Origin of the sequence: Fulvimarina uroteuthidis (assembly GCF_034321785.1) — a bacterium.
In the GTDB taxonomy this organism is placed as follows: domain Bacteria; phylum Pseudomonadota; class Alphaproteobacteria; order Rhizobiales; family Rhizobiaceae; genus Fulvimarina; species Fulvimarina uroteuthidis.
In genome coordinates, this window is the sequence record NZ_JAXLPB010000005.1 from 97450 (window position 1) to 115463 (window position 18014).

Genomic DNA, 18014 nt, shown 5'->3' on the forward strand with positions numbered 1-18014 from the left:
TCAATAGACGACGACGGACCGGATCGATTCGCCGGCATGCATCATGTCGAATCCCTTGTTGATCTCGTCGAGGGACAGCGTGTGCGTGATCATCGGATCGATCTGGATCTTGCCGTCCATGTACCAGTCGACGATCTTCGGCGTGTCCGTGCGTCCGCGCGCGCCGCCGAACGCCGAGCCTTTCCAGACGCGGCCGGTGACGAGCTGGAACGGGCGCGTCGAAATCTCCTTGCCGGCCTCGGCAACGCCGATGACGACCGAAACGCCCCAGCCGCGATGGCAGGCTTCCAGCGCCTGGCGCATCACCATCGTATTGCCGGTGCAATCGAAGGTGTAGTCGGCGCCGCCGTCGGTAAGGTCCACCAGATGGGCGACGATATCGCCCTCGATCTCTTTCGGATTGACGAAATGCGTCATGCCGAAGCGCGAGCCCCATTCCTTCTTGTCATTGTTGAGATCGACACCGATGATCTTGTTCGCCCCGACCATCCGGGCGCCCTGGATGACGTTGAGGCCAATGCCGCCGAGACCGAAGACGACGACGTTGGCGCCGGGTTCGACCTTGGCCGTGTTGACGACGGCGCCGACGCCCGTCGTCACGCCGCAGCCGCAATAGCACGCGGTCTTGAACGGCGCGTCGGTGCGGATTTTGGCGACTGCGATCTCCGGCAGGACCGTGAAGTTCGAGAAGGTCGAGCAGCCCATATAGTGGAAGATCGGCTGGCCCTTGTAGGAGAAGCGCGAGGTGCCGTCCGGCATCAGCCCCTTGCCCTGGGTGGCGCGAATCGCGGTGCAGAGATTGGTCTTGCCCGACAGGCAGGACTTACACTGCCGGCATTCCGGCGTGTAGAGCGGGATGACGTGGTCGCCCGGCTTCACATAGGTGACGCCCTTTCCGACTTCGCGCACGATGCCGGCGCCCTCGTGCCCGAGCACGGATGGGAACAGGCCTTCCGAATCGAGACCGTCCAGCGTGTAGGCGTCGGTGTGGCAGATGCCCGTCGCCATGATCTCGACGAGGACCTCGCCATCTTTCGGACCTTCGAGATCCAGTTCGACGATCTCCAGCGGCTTCTTCGCTTCGAAGGCGACGGCGGCTCTTGTTTTCATGGCAGTCGGTATCCTCAACTCTGCAATGGTGTTGGCGCTTGCTAGCCGTTTCGGGGCAGCTTGAACATCCCCGTTCGGGTGTTCGATGCCTCACCGAACGCGCGTGATCCGCACCGGAGCGCTCATGTCCGCGCCCGCGGGTCGACGGTCGACGCTCGAACGCGGCGCGTCGGTCCGGCTCGCTCGGTGCGCTGATCGAAGGGGCAGGCAGGGCAAAGGGGGCGAGGGAGAAGGCGTCGTCGGACCCATGCGGGCTCCGTAAGGCCGTTTGGCCAGCCAGGAGGCACGGCGCCGACCCGTCTTTCGAGGTTGGAGCGGGCGATGGGGATCGAACCCACGACATCAAGCTTGGGAAGCTTGCGTTCTACCGCTGAACTACGCCCGCAACGCGCCGACACTCGCGCTTTGTCGCGCGAGCGTCAAGAAGAGATTTGCCGATCGGTGCGCCAGCGCGTCAGGCGCCCATGCCTGCGGCGTTTGCCGCAAGCGCGGTGATCTCGTCCCATCTGCCCGCCTTGATCAGCGCTTTCGGCGCGACCCAGGAGCCGCCGACGCAGATCACGTTCGGCAAAGCGAGATAATCCTTTGCATTGTCAGGCGACACACCGCCCGTCGGGCAGAACTTCAACCCCTGCAACACCGGTGCGAGCGCCTTGAGATAGGCAAGACCACCGCTTTGCTCGGCCGGGAAGAATTTCAGGATCTCATAGCCCTCCTGCATCATCGCCAGGAGTTCGCTCGGGGTTGCCGATCCGGGGAGAAACGGAATCTCGCTGTCGCGTGCCGTATCGAGAAGTTCGACCGTGGCGCCCGGCGAGACGATGAACTTCGAGCCGGCTTTGACGGCGGCCTTGTAGTGATCGGGATTGAGGATCGTGCCCGCGCCGCAGATCGCGTCCGGCACATCGGCGACGATCGCCGCGATCGCGTCCAGCGCGGCCGGCGTGCGCATGGTGACCTCGATGGCCCTCAATCCCCCTGCGGCGAGCGCCCGGGCGAGATTGACCCCTTCGTCGGCGGTATCGACGGCAACGACCGGGATCACGGGCTGTCCGGTCAAAATCGGCAGGAGACGATCGATGTTCTGCATCTTGGCTCTCGAAATCGGGAATCGGGTTCGCGAAAGCTTATGCGCGCCAACGCCTTCGGATGGCAAGTTCCCCGGGTGGCGCGCTGTCCGGCCGACAGGATCGATCCAAAAAAAAACCGGCCGCGCGAGCGACCGGGTCGGTTCTTTACCGGCGCTGGCGGTCCTGGCGCCGGAACGGCTTACCAGCCGCCGTTGAAGGTGCGGTAGAAGATGTGCTTGCCGATCTGATCGACCTTTTCCATCGCGCTCGCCCAACGCGGATTGACGTAGTTGGCGTGGTAATGGGTCGAGGATCCAACGGCCGTCAGCCAGGTCTTGCCGTAGGTCACGTCCTTCGCGACCTTTTCGGCGCGAACGAAGGATTTGCGGTCCGAAATCCGGTCCTTGATGCCGTCGCAGGCGAACGAGAACTGGCAGCGGTTGCGCCAATGCTGATTCTGATAGACGACGCCGCAGATCGTGTTCGGGTAGGACGGGTTGCGGACCCGGTTCAGGATGACCTGCGCAACCGCGGCCTGGCCTTCGGTGATCTCGCCGCGAGCCTCGAAATAGATGCCGTTGGCGAGGCATTCCTGCTCCTTGGCGGAGAAGGACGACCGCGGAAGGGTCTTGGCGGCCCAGGCATGATCGTCGTCCGCGATCGGCGGAACGAAGGCTTCGGGCTGATCCTTCAGGACCTTCTCGAAGAGGGAGGCCGCGCGGCCGCCGTCCGGACCGGCTTCGGTGGAGGCATATCCAAGCGCCAGGCCCTGGCTCGGCTGAAGCGATGCGAGAAGCAGCTTGTCGTTGGTGGTGCCGCCATCAGGAAACTTCGGCGGCCCGCTCAACTGAAAATTTGCAGCGACACGGAACGCTTCGTCCGGTGTCTGAGTTGGTTTGGCAAAGGCGGTGCGGATGCGGGCCGTGCCGCCGGCAACGCGGGATCCCATGACGGGCTCGTCGGCGAGGCTGCCGGATCTGGCGACGGTGGCGAGATAGACGTCGCGAACCGATTCCTCGAAGACGCGGCCGGACTTGCCGGAAGTTTCGATGCGGTCGCTGTCGCTGAGAAGCGCCAGTTCCTGCGCGATCGCTTCCTTGGCGAGGCGCATCGGATCGGCGACCGTGGCTCCGACACTGGACGAGGCGACGAGGCCGATGCCGAATGCGGTACCGGCCGTGACGGGCGCGTCGGCGAGAACCGCGTGCCAACCCGATCCCTCGACAGTCCCGCCCTTGATGGCCGAAACGTCCTGCAATCCGGCTGTTCCCGGTGCCGCCAACATTGCAGTTACCGAAGCAACAGCGAACATCGCGGTCTTGGACATGAGCGAAACGTTCCCCCGAACGTTCCGCGTGCCTTCCACGCCCCCAAATGCCATTAAGCCCCCGTCACATTGCAGTTACACATTACCGGATGTTTTCCAACATCCCCCACTCATCTTGTTCTTTGGTTAACAGAACGTGGCGATTTTCAGGACGAGCGCTTCTTTTTCGAGGCGTACGGGTTGTGAGGCTTGCGTAATCCGAGGCGGATCGGGATGCCCTTCAGGCCGAAGACATCGCGCAACCCATTGATAAGATAGCGTGAATAGGAAGCGCCGATCGCTTCGGGCCGAGTCGTGGAAAGCATGAAGGTCGGCGGGCGGGTCTTAACCTGCGTCATGTATTTTATCGTCACGCGCCGACCGGCAACGGCCGGGGGCGGATGGTGCGCTGTGGTCCGATCGAGCCACTGATTCAGCTTGGCGGTCGACACGCGGCTGTTCCAGATGCGGTGCGTTTCGACGACGGCCTGCATCAGCCGATCGACGCCTTCGCCGGTCTCGCCCGACAGCATGACCGTCTTGATGCCCCTGACCTGCGGCAGCAGCCGTTCGGTCTTCTCCCGAAGCTCCTTGGTCAGTTCCTGGCGATCCTCCGCCAGATCCCATTTGTTGAAGGCGATGACCGGCGCACGGCCTTCGCGGGCGATCAGATCGACGATCGTCAGGTCCTGCCGCTCGAACGGGATCGTCACGTCGAGAACGATCACCACGACTTCGGCGAACTTGAGCGCCCTCAGGGCGTCCGCGACCGAGAGCTTTTCCAGCTTTTCCTGGACGCGCGCCTTGCGCCTGAGACCGGCCGTATCGAAAATCTTGAACTTTCGGTCCTTCCATTCCCAATCCACGGAAATCGAATCGCGGGTGATGCCGGCCTCCGGGCCGGTCAGCATGCGTTCCTGGCCGAGCATCGTGTTGATGAGCGTCGACTTGCCCGCGTTCGGTCGTCCGACGATCGCCATGCGAAGCGGTTTGCTGTCGTCGTAGGGAAGCGGTCCGTCATCGTCTTCGGACACCGGAACGTCGGTGATCGCCTCGTCCTCTTCGCGCTCATATCCGCGGAGCCGGTCGAGGCCCAGGGCTTCGACGATGGCATCGCGCAGATCGCCCATACCTTCGCCGTGCTCGGCGGAGATCGCCACCGGATCGCCCAGTCCGAGCGAGTAGGCGTCGAGATAACCGCTGTCGGACCCACGGGCTTCGGACTTGTTGGCGACGAGAATGATCTTTGCCCCCGATCGCCTGGCGACCTCGGCGAAATCCTTGTCCTCGGGGGTGATGCCTGTTTTGACATCGACCATGAACAGGGACAGATCGGAAATCCGGATCGCCTCCTCGGTCTGTTCGCGCATGCGCGCGCTGAGACTCTCGCTGTGGGCGTTCTCGAGGCCGGCCGTATCGACGATCTCGAACGAAATATCGAGCAGGCGGGCTTCGCCGGGACGCCGGTCGCGGGTCACGCCCGGCTGATCGTCGACCAAGGCGAGGCGTCGTCCGACCAGCCGGTTGAACAGGGTCGACTTGCCGACATTGGGGCGGCCGATGATGGCGATGGAAACCATGAGGCTTATCCTTCGTTCGCCCGCGCAAAAGGATCGGACGAAGCGGTTCTAGTTCGCGGGTGCTGAGGTCTGGTCCGCGTCAGGCGTGGCCGGTGCCCCCGTCCGGGACGCGTCCGGCGCGGTGTCCGGCGTGTCCGCAGCGGGCGCCGGTGTCGGTTCCGTCGTCGTGCCGTCGCCGGATGGCGCTGCGACTGGGTCTGCGGCGTTCGGGGCGGCAGGCTCGGCGATCGCACCCTCCGGCAGTGCGGCATCGGCAGCCGCACCCGCATCGGAGGCTGGCGGTGCGACCGGTGCAGGCGTCGCGCTCTGGTCCGGTGTGGCCGCCGCGTCTTCGGCCGGAGCCGGTGCTGCCGGTTCTGCCGGGGCAGAGACCGCGCCGGCCCCGTCGGAGCCGGCCGTCATCAGGCCGAGGATGAGACTGGCGCGCTGGGTGATGCCGCCAGGGGCGTCGCCCGCATCGACGATCGATTGATAAAGATCGCGCGCGGTCTCGACCTCACCGGCCTTCCAGGCGGCAAGGCCGATCGCGTCCCGCGCCGCATAGCGCAAGGGATTGTCGTCGCCGGTCAGGCGCTCGGCCCGGGCGCGGACCTCGGCGAGGGTGCCGTGGTCGACCAGCAGATAGGCCGCCCGAAGGTCCGCCATCTCGCGCAGGGCCTCGGGCACGGAACCGTCGGATGCGACATCCGCATAGGCGGCGATGGCCTCGTCGAATCGCCCATCGGCCGCGTGGGCATTGGCGATCGACAGACGGGCGAGCTCGGGATAGGCGCCCCAACCGTCGGCGGCCAGGTTCTCGAACGCCGCGATCGCGCCCTCGACGTCACCCTGTGCGACGAGATCCTGCGCCGCCAGATACCGATCGCCGGAACTGTTGGCCTGCGCCACGGCGTAACGCTGGTAGCCCACATAGGAGGCCGTGCCCACGATGACCACCACGATGCCAGCGATGATCACCGTTCCAAAACGCGTCCAGATCGACTTCAGCCGATCCTGCCGCAACTCTTCGCTGACCTCGCGAAAGAAACCTTCGTCGCTCATCGCCCCACGCTTTCAAATGATTGTCGCGGACTGCACGCACGACGCCAGCCCGGCGGTTTGAGGCGACTTCTAACAAGTTTTGGCGCACAAGGAAGGGCTATCGACGTTCAACCGACCGGCGCGACGCCGAACAGCCATTCGTGAAGCCATACGACCAGGAGGATCGTGGTGCCGAGACCGGCGAGGATCGCGATCACGTCGCCCTGCCACGATGCAATGCCGGGCGCGACCGGCCGGGGCGCGCGCCTGAGCGCCGCCAGATAGTCGAGTATCGCCCAGGCGAGGAACGCGCCGAACAGGACCACGTCGGCCACCATCCCGTTCGCCAGCAGGTGGCCCATCGCCCACAAGGCTACGGCGAGGACCATGGGATGGCGAACCGCCCGCTTGATGTGACCTGCGGGCATGTAGGCTGCGAACAGGAGAACGAGCGATACGGGCACCAGGATGAGCGTCACCGCCGTGAGGCCAGCGGGAGGCGTATAGAGTACGCCGCCGGCGATCTGGGCCTCGCGATAACCCTGTCCGATCAGGATCAGCCCCAGCAGTGAGATGAGCCCGTAGGTTCCCTTGTACGCAAGTTCGCCGATCCGCCGGATGAGCGCGGCGCGCGGTGCCTCGCCGACGATGCGGATCGAATGCATTCCGATGAAGATGACGAGACCGGCGATGAGCCATGTCATGGCGATGGTTCCTTGAACGGACATTGAAAGACGTGTCGAACATTCGCGATCGAGGCACAGGACACGCGAAACGTTTTCTCCGCTCGTCGGAATGACAGTGTATCATGCACGGAAGACGGTCTGATACTGTGTCGATAGGCCCAGCTCAGCTCTCCTCGCGCCGATCAGGACCGGAGATCGCCCGACCCGCCGGAAAAGCTGGACCGCGCCGACCCCGCTGCGACCGGCTTGCGGCGTTTTGCAGCTGTTGAAAGGATGAAATTCCATGATGCCCGACATGCCGGCCCTCGGCGCAGCCGCACTCTATTGCAGCCTCAACATCGCAATTCTCGTCTGGATCACCGTGGCGATCGGCCTGATCCGCCGGCGCGAGCGGATCCTGATCGGGGCCGGCGGCAACGATCGTCTGGCAAAGGCGATGCGCGGCCATGCCAATGCGATCGAGATCATGCCGATGACGCTCGTGGCGCTCATCCTGGCGGCGCTTCTGGGCGCCCCCGTGCTGCTGGTGCATGCACTCGGCCTGACCCTGACCATCGGCCGTTTCCTGCACGGCTACCATTTCACCCGGACGAACGCGCCCATATGGCAGCGCATGGCGGGCTTCGCCTTGTCGATGCTGGCCATGATCGGCTCCGCGATCTCGGCGTTCTATCTCGGCCTTGTCGCCATGGCCTGACCGCGCGGCGATCCGTCGGAGAATCATCTGCGATCGAAAAAATTTGCCGGCAGCCAGGAATCTCCGTGCCAAGGCCGCAGCGAAATCGTTCCTGATTTGATCTCTTTCCTTAAGCTTTTCGCGCTAATCTGCAGCCATGGATTGGGACCGAATCACGCTCTGGCTTGCCGATGACCATGTCGCCCTTGCAGGCATCCCGGTATCGGGGCTCGCCGTCGTGCTGGGTGCGTCCGCCCTGTTGTTCTTCGGCCTTTGGCGCCGCTCGCGCGGCCAGACGCGGCGGCTGAGAACCCGGCTGGACGAGGCGGGCGGCGCGGGGCCGGGGGTTGAAGCCGTCCTGAAGGCGCAGGCCGAACTTGCGGGCCGGCTCCAGACGATGACGGACGTGCTCGGCAGCCGTCAGAGCGAACTGGCCTCGACCCTTTCCGGCCGGTTCGACGGCTTGTCCCACACGGTCGGCCGTTCGATCATGGCGACGACGTCGCAGACGAAGGACTCGCTGTCGGCACTCGGTGAGCGCCTCGCGGTCATCGACGAGGCCCAGAACCGGATCGGCGAACTGGCAAGCGGCATCTCGAAACTGCAGGACGTTCTGGGAGACAAGCAGTCGCGTGGTGCATTCGGCGAATTGCGCATGCAGACCATCATCGCCGACGCCCTGCCGGCCAGCGGCTATCGCATGCAGGCCGCGCTCTCGAACGGCAAGCGACCGGATTGTCTGATCCAGATGCCGAACGGCTCGCCCCCGCTGGTGATCGATTCCAAGTTTCCCCTCGATGCCTACGCCGCGATGGCATCTGCCAAGACCCCGGAACAGAAGCAGTTCGCCGCCAGCCGCATGCGGCGGGACATGGACGTGCACATTCGCGCCATCGCCTCGAAATATCTGATTGCCGGCGAGACCCTCGATACGGCGCTGATGTTCGTGCCGTCCGAAACGATCTTCGCATTCCTTGGCGAACGCTTCCCCGATATCGTCCAGAAGGCGTTCAGGGCCCGGGTGGTGATCGTCTCCCCGACCTTGCTGATGCTTTCCGTGCAGGTCATCCAGAATCTCCTCAAGGATGCGCGGGTCCGGGAGGAGGCGGGCCGGATTCAGGCCGAGACCCGCCATCTCGCCGAGGACATAGCGCGTCTCGACGAACGGGTCGGTGCCCTCAGAAATCATTTCGGGCAGTCGGCGCGCGACATCGACCAGATCCTGATCACGACGGCCAAGATTACCCGGCGCGCGGAAACGATCAGCGACCTGCCCCTGCGTGACGAGGAGACAGGTCCGACGCGATCTGCACTCCTATAGTCACGCTTATGTGAACATCACCCAAGGTGCTGACGCAACTCAACGATTTCCGGGCCTTGGATCGCTGTTCACTGATAATAATTAAGCGTATCGTTACCAAACGGTTAAAATGTCTCGGATCGAAACCCGGTCGGCCACGTTGTCTGGACAGGTTAGTTCGATCGTCAGGGGGACGAGATGAGGCGCGCGGCACGGACATTGATGACGGTGGTGAGTCTGGCCGTGATGCCGGTCTCGCTGAGCGCTGTCAATGCGCAGGCCATGGGTCTTGCCGAAGCCTACAATTCCCAGACCGAAATCGACTTCCGTCAGGGCCTGCAGATCCGTCTGGCATGGGCGGGAGACTATGTCGGCCCGTTCGACGGCATCGTCGGCCCGCGTACCCTGCGGGCCATCCGCGACTTCCAGGCACGCCACGGTATGGATCCGAACGGCGTGATCACCGACGAAATGTTGACACGTCTCGTCGGCCTCTCCGATTCCATCCAGAACGGCCTCGGTGTCGCGTTCGCGGAGGATGAGAAGAGCGGGTCGCGCATGCTGATTCCGTTCAACCGCGTTGTCGACAGCGGGCGCACGGATGTCGGGAATCTCTGGCGGTCGGAAGATGGCCGCCTCGAAGTCGAGACCGTGCGCGTCGCCGGATCGGGACAGACCCTCAAGGGCCTCTACGACGTACTGCTGACCGAGACGGACACGCGTTCGGTCACGGGCTCTGAGTTCGGTGGAGAATGGTTCAAGGTCTTCGGCAAGGATGCGGGCCGCGAATATCTGATGCGGTTCGAGGTCGGCAAGACCGACGCGACCGACCTGCGAGGATTTTCGGTTTCCTACGATCCGGCGATCGAGGACGAGGTCGAACCGTTCCTGTCCGTCGCGTCCGAGCTTTTCGAGCCCTTTGCCTCCGATCCGAGCCAGCCGCTGCTCGTCAGCCGCGACGACCGGCCGTTCACGACCATGATGCGGAACCAGCGCGCGGGGTCACACGAGCGCGACGGTCGCTTCGCACTGGCCCATGCCGATCCCTCGCAGCCCAACATGTTCGCAATGCCGCCCGAACCGTCCGACGTCGACGCGATGGAACTCGATCCGTCGGACGTGGCGTTCGACATGGCGGGCTCGGGCTTTGCCGTTTCGAAGGATGGTTGGGTCCTGACGAACGCCCATGTCGTCAACGCCTGCAATGCGGTCTTCGTCAGCGGCTATGGACGGGCGGTCGATCGTATTGTCGATGCCGACAACGATCTGGCTCTGGTGAAAGTCGAGGGACGTTTCGAGGAGCCGTTGAAGATCTCGACCGGCAAGCCGCGTCTCGGCGAGGACATTCTCGCGCTGGGGTTCCCGCTGCGTTCGATCCTGGCCGATTCGCTGAACGTCACGCGCGGCAACGTGTCGTCGCTGCTCGGCCTGATGAACGATCCCCGCTACATGCAGATTTCCGCACCGGTCCAGCCGGGCAATTCGGGTGGGCCGCTCGTCGATCTGTCGGGCCGGGTCGTCGGTGTCGTGACCGCCAAACTCAACGCGGTGGCGATCGCCGACGCGACAGGTGATATTCCCCAGTCGATCAATTTCGCGATCCAGCCGAACGCGGTTTCCACCTTCCTCGACGCGAGCGACATCGAATATGTTACCGCCGATGCAAACGGCGGGCTGCAGAGCGTCCCCGATGCGGTCGAAAGCGTAAAATCGTCGATCGTGCCCGTCCTGTGTCTCGACGAGTAGGCATCCTCTCGCCTTTCGCCGGTACCGACGGGCGGTCCGTCATCAGACTGCGAGATCGTTTCCGCCACCGATGAGAAATCTGGGATGGGCGCCGGCCAACGAGCGGGTCCTTGCGCATGCGGCCGTGTCGACCCGCCCCTAATGGGGCGTTCCGCCAGACGCCGGTGGAACGTGCGGAACAACCACCCCTCTCGCCGGTTCCTCCTATCGAGAAGATCCAAAACATCGAGGGACCCATGGCCGATCTCAGCACCGAACCGAAGATGATGCGCTCGCAGCAGGACAAGGACACGCGCGCCGACATTGCCGAGGACGAAACGCGGAACAAGACGCCGCGCAAGGATGCCGACGCAGAGAGCGGCCGCGATCGGGAGCTGTCGAAAACCGGTCGAGCGAATTACGAAACCGAGCAGATGGACGCGATCTTCGAGGAGAACAAGGCCGGCGCCACGCCCGCCGCGCCCGGGTCCGAAAACCGGACGGCCGAAGAGACTGCCCGAAAAGGCGAGGCCGGCCTCGCAAGCAAAGGCCGTTCGCGTCTGGGCGACTGACCGAGACGCGCCGCATCGGCCTGCTTCACGCCGCCTCGCCTTGCCGGGGCGGCGTTTTCGTGTCGGCCAGCGTAACGCAGGTCGTATCCCTTTACAGGATCGACTGGAGAAAGCGCGTCAGGTCGTCGGACACGTAATCGATGTGGCTGGCGTCGCGTCCCTCATGCTCCCAATATTCGCCGAACGTCGTCTCGAAATTGCGCGGGACGATCAGCACGGTCTTCATGCCGAGCGCTTTGGGAACCGTCAGGTTCTTCGACAGATCCTCGAACATCACGGCCTTCGTGGGATCGATGCCGTGTAGGCCGACGAATTTGTCGTAGGTCGCGGCCGCCGGTTTCGGCACCAGATCGGATGCGACGATGTCGAAGATATCCTCGAAATGGTCGGAAAGGCCCATCTGGCGTGCCGCCCGTTCCGCGTGGCCGCGATCCCCGTTCGTGAAGATGAATTTGCGACCGGGCAGGGCCTTGATCGCAAGTCCGAGGTCCGGGTTCGGCTCGAGCCAGGAATAGTCGATGTCGTGAACGAAGTTCAAAAACGCGTCGGGATCGATGTCACGCTCTTCCATCAGGCCCTTGAGGGTCGTGCCGTGCCGCCGGTAGAGATCCTTCTGGACCAGGCGTGCCTCGTCCCTTGGCAGCGACAGGAGATCGGCGACGAAGGTCGTCATCCGCTGATCGATCTGCGAAAACAGATCAGTGTGCCGTGGATAAAGCGTGTTGTCGAGATCGAAGATCCAGTCGCGGACATGCGAGAAGTCTTCTGGTTTTGCGGCGTCTGTCGGCAGGGTATCGGCGGTCATGCTCATGGGTCGGCCAATTCGCTTCATCGATTTCGCAGCGTCGAACCTGAATGCTACGATGGAAAGGTTCACGGAGAATGTGGATTGAAATCACGGTCGCCGCAGCGTTCATGCAGAATTTTCGATCCGCCCTGCAAAAGCGACTGACTTCCGATCTTTCCACCACCGGAGCGACATTCGTTCGCTTCGGCTTCGGCTTGCCCTTTGCCGGTCTGTACCTTCTTCTTCTCCACTCTGTCGATTACGCGATCCCGGCACCCGACGAAACCTTTCTCTGGTACGTGCTTCTGGCATCCTTGTCGCAGATCGCGGGAACGGCTCTGCTCGTTCTCGCCTTTTCCTATCGCAACTTCATGGCGGCGACCGTCTATTCCAAGACCGAACCGATCGTTGCGGCGCTGTTCGGATTTCTGATCCTCGGCGACACGCTGGCGTTGCCCGGTCTCGTCGCGATCGGCGTGGGTCTTCTCGGCGTTGCCGCAATGTCGATCGGTGATCGTGGAACGCTGCGGCAAATGGTGCGGTCGTCCTCCCTGCCATCCGCTGCGATCGGCCTGTCGTCCGGCGTCGGGTTCGCCATCTCGGGGATCGCGGTCCGCGGCGCGGCGCTTTCGCTCGGCACGGCCGATCCGGTCGCACAGGCGGCCCTGACGCTCGTCTGCGTCATCGCACTGCAGACCGTCCTGATGGTCGTCTTCATCGTTCTGGTCGAAGTCGCGACCTTCCGTGCGATCCTCCGGGTCTGGAAAGTCGCGTTGGCCACCGGGTTCTGCGGGGCTGCCGCGTCCATCGGCTGGTTCACCGCCATGGCTCTGCAACCCGTCGCCCTCGTCAAGACCGTCGGACAGATCGAGCTCGTCTTCGCCTATCTGGCCTCGATCTGGTGGTTTCGGGAATCGATCTCCCGCAAGGAGCTCCTCGGCTGCGCTTTGGTGATCCTCGCGGTCCTGATCCTGATCCGGTCCGGCTCGTGATGGCGGATGGCCTGCTGGGTCGCAACGCGCGGGGGCATGCGTGTCCCGCCTCGGTGTTTGAGATCGCGTCCGGCGCTCAGTACGCGAACTGGATCCGGCCGGTCAGCGCATGCACGGTCAACCCGTCGTTCGGCCCGGCGGTGCCGACCGTGTAGGAATAATCGCTGGTCAGCGTCACCCGCTTGGTGAGGTAGAGGTTCGCGACCGCCGAGGCGCCGAATTGGGCGCCGCCATCTGGACAGAGATCCGTGAGATCCAGATAATCGATCCGTGCGCCGATCTCGAACGCGCCGAAACCACCTTCGTCGATCGGGTTCTTCGGAACGACACGGCCGAACGTGCCCGAGGAACGGCTGTAGCCGCGGGTTTCACCGGTCAGGAAGTACGTCGAATAGAGGTAGCCGCCATGGGCGGTTCCGCTGTCGAACGATCCTTCGACCCGGGCACCGGTCAACTCGCCCTGGATCGACAGGGAGCCCAGCACAATGGAGGCTTCGAGATTGCCGCGCAGCAACTGGTCGGCATCGTCGAAGCTCGGTCCGGCCGCGATCGAACGCGATGTCAAGGTGGAGTTCGTTCCGCCGGAGAACCCGAAGGAATGATCGATGTCGAACCGTGTCGAGATCGCCGCTCCCAGATGGAGGAGCCTGTCGACGCGCTGGGTGCCGACGCCATCGCCGGACGCGTCTCCGCCGCGCGTGATCTCGCTTTGCGCGTAGACCGGGGCCCAGGTGGCACGACCGGTGAAGGCCAGTCCTTCGGAATCGACGCCGGTGTTGACGTCCCCGCCGAAAATGCCGCCGGCGAGCGAGTAAGCGTCGCCGCCATATTTCACCACGCCGCCGACATTGTCGCCGGGAATGAGGGCCGCGCTCTGTCCTGACGTTGCGAACGGCAGGAACCGGCTGCCGGAATAATCCTGGAGCGAGAACGGTTCGTCCTGCTGCCCGACCTGGAACGTCAGGCGGTCCGTGGGGGAATAGTTGACGAATGCGTAGCGAACCGGAAAGGTCCGGTTCTGGAAATCATAGGCGAAGGTGCCGCCGAACTGATCGTAGGTGCCGTAGACATAGAGGCGCAGGAGATTGTCGGACGTATCCCAGAAATCCTTGCCGGGGGTGAAATCGGTGTAGCCGCCGTCGAGCTGAATGAAGGGTGCCAGCGTGATGTTGCGGTCGGACGATCCGAACCGGAGGAAGCGCTCGTTTTCGGAAAACAGCCCGGCATCGTTCGTCGCGGACTGGGCCGCCGCGAGCGACGGCAGCCATGCCGTGCCAGCGAGCGCGGCGGCGACCAGCCTGGCCGCCGCCGCGCTGCGCAAAATCGCGATACGAGCCTTGTTTTCGATGTGCATCCAGCCGTCCCCTGCCGAAGCCGGGTGCAGGATCGCAACCGACAGTGTCCTCGTCGAGCGTCATCTAAAGGCGTGGGGCCGGCCGCGGCTGTAGCAGGCCGGCAACGGCGCGCGATTTGCGCGTGTATGGAAAAAGCGCTTTCGTTACGGGACGATAAGCGTGCCGGCACCATGCTCGGTCAACAATTCCAGAAGAACGGCATGGCGCGTCTTTCCATTGAGGATCACGACGCCCTCGACGCCTTTTTCCAGGGCGTCGATGCAGGTTTCGACTTTCGGAATCATGCCGCCGGAAATCGTGCCCCTGCGGATCAAAGCCTTCGCTTCGCTGACGGACAATTCCTTGATCAGCGTCTTCGAATCGTCGAGCACGCCCGGCACGTCGGTGAGGAACAGGAGGCGGGCCGCCTTGAGCGCGCCCGCGATCGCGCCGGCGAACGTATCGGCGTTGATGTTGTAGGTCGCGCCGTCGCGACCCGGTGCGACGGGCGCGATGACCGGGATCATCTCGGACCGTGCAAGAAGGTCCAGCAATGTCCGGTCCACCTCGACCGGTTCGCCGACGAATCCGAGATCCAGAACCCGCTCGATGTTGGAATCCGGATCGATCACCGTCTTGGTGGCCTTCTCGGCGAAGACCAGGTTGCCATCCTTGCCGCAAAGACCGATGGCCCACTCGCCCTCGGCATTGATCATGGCGACGATTTCCTTGTTGATCGAGCCTGCCAGCACCATCTCGACGATCCGGACGGTTTCGGCATCCGTCACGCGCAAACCGCCCTCGAACCTGGATTCGATGCCCATCTGGGTGAGCATTCGTCCGATCTGCGGACCGCCGCCATGCACGACCACCGGATTGACGCCGGACTGCTTGAGAAGCGCGATATCGCGGGCGAAGGCCTGTCCGAGATGCGTGTCGCCCATGGCATGCCCGCCATATTTCACGATGACGTTCTTGTTCTCGTAGGCCTGCATATAGGGCAGGGCTGCCGAAAGGAGCTGCGCCTGGATTTCGGCCGTGTCGCGCGTGGCGTTGTCGTCGGTCATCATGGTCTCGCTGATCGTGCGTCGATTTAACCCGATCTGGCCTGCCGCACCGCGCGGCCGCCGGGTTCCCGCCGCACTTCTAGAGCGTAATGATGGACAACAGAAGTCACGGCCGGGCCGTCGGCTTCCATTGTGCGACTTCGCGGTGGCGCCCCCGGCCGTTCGGCGGCATAGTCCGCACGAGTGAGGGAACCGGCGAGGGCGGCATGCGCGACAATGGATGGAACGGGCGATCGGCGTTCAAACGGCTGGCCACCGCCTCGTTCGTTGCCCTGGCGCTTCTCTGTGCGCCGGGCGCGGCGGCTGAGGCCGAACCGCTTGCGGACGCGCAGCGGGAGGGCGTCCATCTGGTCATGCGCCACGCGATCGCGCCGGGAACCGGCGATCCCGCAAGTTTCCGGATCGGCGACTGCGCGACCCAGCGGGTCCTGTCCGACGAAGGCCGTGAACAGGCACGGGCGATCGGCGAGAGGCTGAGGAAAGCCGGCGTCCGGATCGATGTCGTGCTGACAAGCCAATGGTGCCGCTGCCGCGAGACGGCCGAGCTGATGGATGTCGGCCCGGTCGAGGACGCGCCGTTTCTCAACTCGTTCTTTCGGAACCGGGACAAGGCCGATGCGCAGCGACAGGCGGCCGTCGCGCGGCTGCGCGAACTGACCGCGCAGGGCAGGAAAGCGTTGTTCGTCACCCATCAGGTCAACGTGACCGGCCTGACCGGCGTCTACCCGTCCTCGGGCGAAATCGTGCTCGTCGCGATCGGCGAGGATGGCGGGATCGAAACCCATGGCTCGATTGGCGAATGACTGACGCCCATTGGGCAGCCGCCGTCGTTCGGCACCGCAGAACCGTGCGCTCTATCGCCTGACGGCCTTCTCGATCGCCTCGATCGCGGACGCGTCCTCGATCGTTGCAGGGGTTTCGAAGGACTTGTCGTCCACGATGGATTTCATCGTCCGGCGCAGAACCTTGCCGGAGCGTGTCTTGGGCAGCTTGTCGACGACGATGACGCGCTTGAAGGCCGCCACCGGACCGATCTGGTCGCGCACCATCCGGACGATGTCCGCTTCCAGAGTGTCCAACGTGTGCTGGTCGGTGTCCTTCAGAACGACGAAGCCGCAAGGCAGCTCGCCTTTCATCGCGTCCTCCATACCGATCACGGCACATTCGACGACGGCGGGGTGGCGCGCGACGATTTCCTCCATTTCGCCCGTGGACAGGCGGTGGCCGGCCACGTTGATCACATCGTCCGTCCGTCCCATCACGAAAAGATAGCCCTCTTCGTCGAGGTAGCCGGCATCCGAAGTGGCGTAATAGCCGGGATAAGCGGTCAGATAGCCGTCGCGGAACCGGTCGTCAGCGCCCCAGAGCGTCGGCAGATTGCCGGGGGCGAGCGGCAGTCTGATCGCGATCGCGCCCATCTCGCCGGCGGGCAGTTCCGTTCCGTCGGTGTCGAGAATGGCGAGATCGTAACCCGGCATGGCAACGGAGGGGGAGCCGTGCTTGACCGGAAGGAGTTCGATCCCGCGCGGATTGCCGGCGATGGCCCACCCGGTCTCGGTCTGCCACCAATGGTCGATGACCGGCCTGCGAAGGACCCGTTCGGCCCATTTGACCGTTTCAGGGTCCGCCCGTTCGCCCGCGAGATAGAGCGCCTCGAAATTCGCCATGTCGTAACGCTGGAACAGCTTGCCGTCCGGATCTTCCTTGCGCACGGCGCGGATGGCCGTCGGTGCGGTGAACAGAAGCTTGGCGCCATGTTCGGATATGATCCGCCAGAACGTACCGGCATCCGGCGTGCCGACGGGCTTTCCCTCGAACAGGATGGTCGTCGCGCCTTTGATCAGCGGCGCGTAGACGATGTAGGAATGGCCGACGACCCAGCCGACATCGGACGCGGTGAACGACACGTCGCCCGGCTCGATGCCGTAGACATTGCCCATCGACCAGTGCATCGCGACGAGATGCCCCCCATTGTCGCGGATGACGCCCTTGGGTTTTCCCGTCGTGCCGGAGGTGTAGAGGATGTAGAGGGGATCGGTCGCCTTCACGCGCGCGCACGGCACCGCGCGTCCATCGGCGATCTCTTGGCGGTAACGCTCTCGCAGATCGGCCCAGTCGTGGTCCCGCCCCTCGACGAGATCGCAGGGACGCTCGGGACGCTGCAGGACGATCGCATGGGCGGGCTTGCGGACCGCGATGTCGAACGCCTTGTCCAGCAGCGGCTTGTATTCGACCGTGCGGTTCGGCTCGACCCCGCAGGAGGCGGACAGGATCAGCTTGGGTTCGGCGTCGTCGATGCGCTTGGCGAGTTCATGCGCGGCAAAACCGCCGAACACCACCGAATGGATGGCGCCGATGCGTGCGCAGGCCAGCATCGCGACCGCCGTCTCGGGCACCATCGGCATGTAGATGACCACCCGGTCACCGCGCACGATGCCGAGGTCCAGCATGGCCGCGGCCAGCGCCTTCACGTCGGTGAGGAGTTCGCCATAGGTGATCGCCTGCTTCGACCCGGTCAGCGGAGAATCGTAGATGATCGCCAGCCGGTCCCCGTGGCCCGCCAGGACATGCCGATCGACGGCATTGTGGCAGGTGTTGCAGACGGCGTCGGGAAACCAGCGGCCATAGACGCCCTGGGTCTCGTCGAAGGCACGCGTTGGTGCTTCGAACCAGTCGATCGCTTCGGCCTGTTTCAGCCAGAAGCTCTCCCGGTCGTCTTTCGATGCCTGATAGAGCTCTCGAAAATTGCGTGCCATCCCCGGTCCTCCCAAACCTTTGCGGGGCCGAGC

16 protein-coding genes and 1 tRNA gene are annotated in these 18014 nt (G+C 64.0%); 6 read left to right on the forward strand and 11 right to left on the reverse strand.

The features are described from left to right. From U0C82_RS14775 to U0C82_RS14805, 7 genes are all read right to left on the reverse strand, one after another. On the reverse strand, positions 1-1110 hold the full coding sequence (locus tag U0C82_RS14775; RefSeq protein WP_322187992.1) for an S-(hydroxymethyl)glutathione dehydrogenase/class III alcohol dehydrogenase: 1110 nt from the start codon (positions 1108-1110) through the stop codon (positions 1-3). A 310-nt stretch (positions 1111-1420) separates the two neighbouring features. Further along, positions 1421-1495: transfer RNA gene (locus tag U0C82_RS14780), tRNA-Gly, on the reverse strand. A gap of 69 nt (positions 1496-1564) precedes the next feature. Then, positions 1565-2200: a 2-dehydro-3-deoxy-phosphogluconate aldolase gene (locus U0C82_RS14785; protein WP_322187994.1), complete on the reverse strand. Its 636-nt coding sequence runs from the start codon at positions 2198-2200 to the stop codon at positions 1565-1567. Between the two features lie 179 nt (positions 2201-2379). Beyond that, complete coding sequence (locus U0C82_RS14790; RefSeq protein ID WP_322187996.1) at positions 2380-3438, reverse strand: cell wall hydrolase; 1059 nt, start codon at positions 3436-3438, stop codon at positions 2380-2382. A gap of 215 nt (positions 3439-3653) precedes the next feature. After that, positions 3654-5066: a ribosome biogenesis GTPase Der gene (der, locus tag U0C82_RS14795; RefSeq protein ID WP_322187998.1), complete on the reverse strand. Its 1413-nt coding sequence runs from the start codon at positions 5064-5066 to the stop codon at positions 3654-3656. Positions 5067-5114: 48 nt separating this feature from the next. Then, positions 5115-6107, reverse strand: coding sequence for a tetratricopeptide repeat protein (locus tag U0C82_RS14800; protein ID WP_322188000.1), 993 nt, complete (start codon positions 6105-6107; stop codon positions 5115-5117). A gap of 107 nt (positions 6108-6214) precedes the next feature. Next, the gene (locus tag U0C82_RS14805; protein WP_322188002.1) at positions 6215-6790 is read right to left on the reverse strand and encodes an NnrU family protein; all 576 of its coding nucleotides are present in this window, start codon (positions 6788-6790) and stop codon (positions 6215-6217) included. A gap of 265 nt (positions 6791-7055) precedes the next feature. Here U0C82_RS14805 and U0C82_RS14810 point away from each other — a divergent pair, with 265 nt between their 5' ends. From U0C82_RS14810 to U0C82_RS14825, 4 genes are all read left to right on the forward strand, one after another. Continuing rightward, entirely contained in the window at positions 7056-7469 is a 414-nt protein-coding gene (locus U0C82_RS14810; RefSeq protein WP_322188004.1) for an MAPEG family protein, read from the forward strand. Between the two features lie 136 nt (positions 7470-7605). Beyond that, positions 7606-8769, forward strand: a complete 1164-nt coding sequence (locus U0C82_RS14815) for a DNA recombination protein RmuC (RefSeq protein ID WP_322188006.1) — start codon at positions 7606-7608, stop codon at positions 8767-8769. Positions 8770-8970: 201 nt separating this feature from the next. Then, positions 8971-10494 carry a serine protease gene (locus U0C82_RS14820; protein ID WP_322188008.1) on the forward strand — a complete coding sequence of 508 codons (1524 nt, stop codon included), beginning with the start codon at positions 8971-8973 and terminating at the stop codon, positions 10492-10494. Positions 10495-10730: 236 nt separating this feature from the next. Beyond that, positions 10731-11045: a hypothetical protein gene (locus tag U0C82_RS14825; protein ID WP_322188010.1), complete on the forward strand. Its 315-nt coding sequence runs from the start codon at positions 10731-10733 to the stop codon at positions 11043-11045. Positions 11046-11136: 91 nt separating this feature from the next. On the opposite strand, the gene U0C82_RS14830 is transcribed toward U0C82_RS14825, so the two are convergent. Next, positions 11137-11856, reverse strand: a complete 720-nt coding sequence (locus tag U0C82_RS14830) for a pyrimidine 5'-nucleotidase (RefSeq protein WP_416186696.1) — start codon at positions 11854-11856, stop codon at positions 11137-11139. Positions 11857-11927: 71 nt separating this feature from the next. On the opposite strand from U0C82_RS14830, the gene U0C82_RS14835 reads away from it, so the two are divergent. Beyond that, positions 11928-12824, forward strand: a complete 897-nt coding sequence (locus tag U0C82_RS14835; protein ID WP_322188012.1) for a DMT family transporter — start codon at positions 11928-11930, stop codon at positions 12822-12824. A 76-nt stretch (positions 12825-12900) separates the two neighbouring features. On the opposite strand, the gene U0C82_RS14840 is transcribed toward U0C82_RS14835, so the two are convergent. Further along, positions 12901-14178, reverse strand: coding sequence for an OprO/OprP family phosphate-selective porin (locus tag U0C82_RS14840; protein ID WP_322188014.1), 1278 nt, complete (start codon positions 14176-14178; stop codon positions 12901-12903). Positions 14179-14322: 144 nt separating this feature from the next. Next, positions 14323-15225, reverse strand: coding sequence for an acetylglutamate kinase (gene argB / locus U0C82_RS14845; RefSeq protein ID WP_322188016.1), 903 nt, complete (start codon positions 15223-15225; stop codon positions 14323-14325). A 206-nt stretch (positions 15226-15431) separates the two neighbouring features. On the opposite strand from argB, the gene U0C82_RS14850 reads away from it, so the two are divergent. Continuing rightward, a complete protein-coding gene (locus U0C82_RS14850; protein ID WP_322188018.1) occupies positions 15432-16028 on the forward strand; it encodes a histidine phosphatase family protein in 597 nt (198 codons plus the stop codon). 51 nt (positions 16029-16079) lie between these two features. Here U0C82_RS14850 and U0C82_RS14855 read toward each other — a convergent pair whose 3' ends face one another. Further along, positions 16080-17981, reverse strand: a complete 1902-nt coding sequence (locus U0C82_RS14855; RefSeq protein ID WP_322188019.1) for a propionyl-CoA synthetase — start codon at positions 17979-17981, stop codon at positions 16080-16082. Positions 17982-18014: the final 33 nt, after the last annotated feature.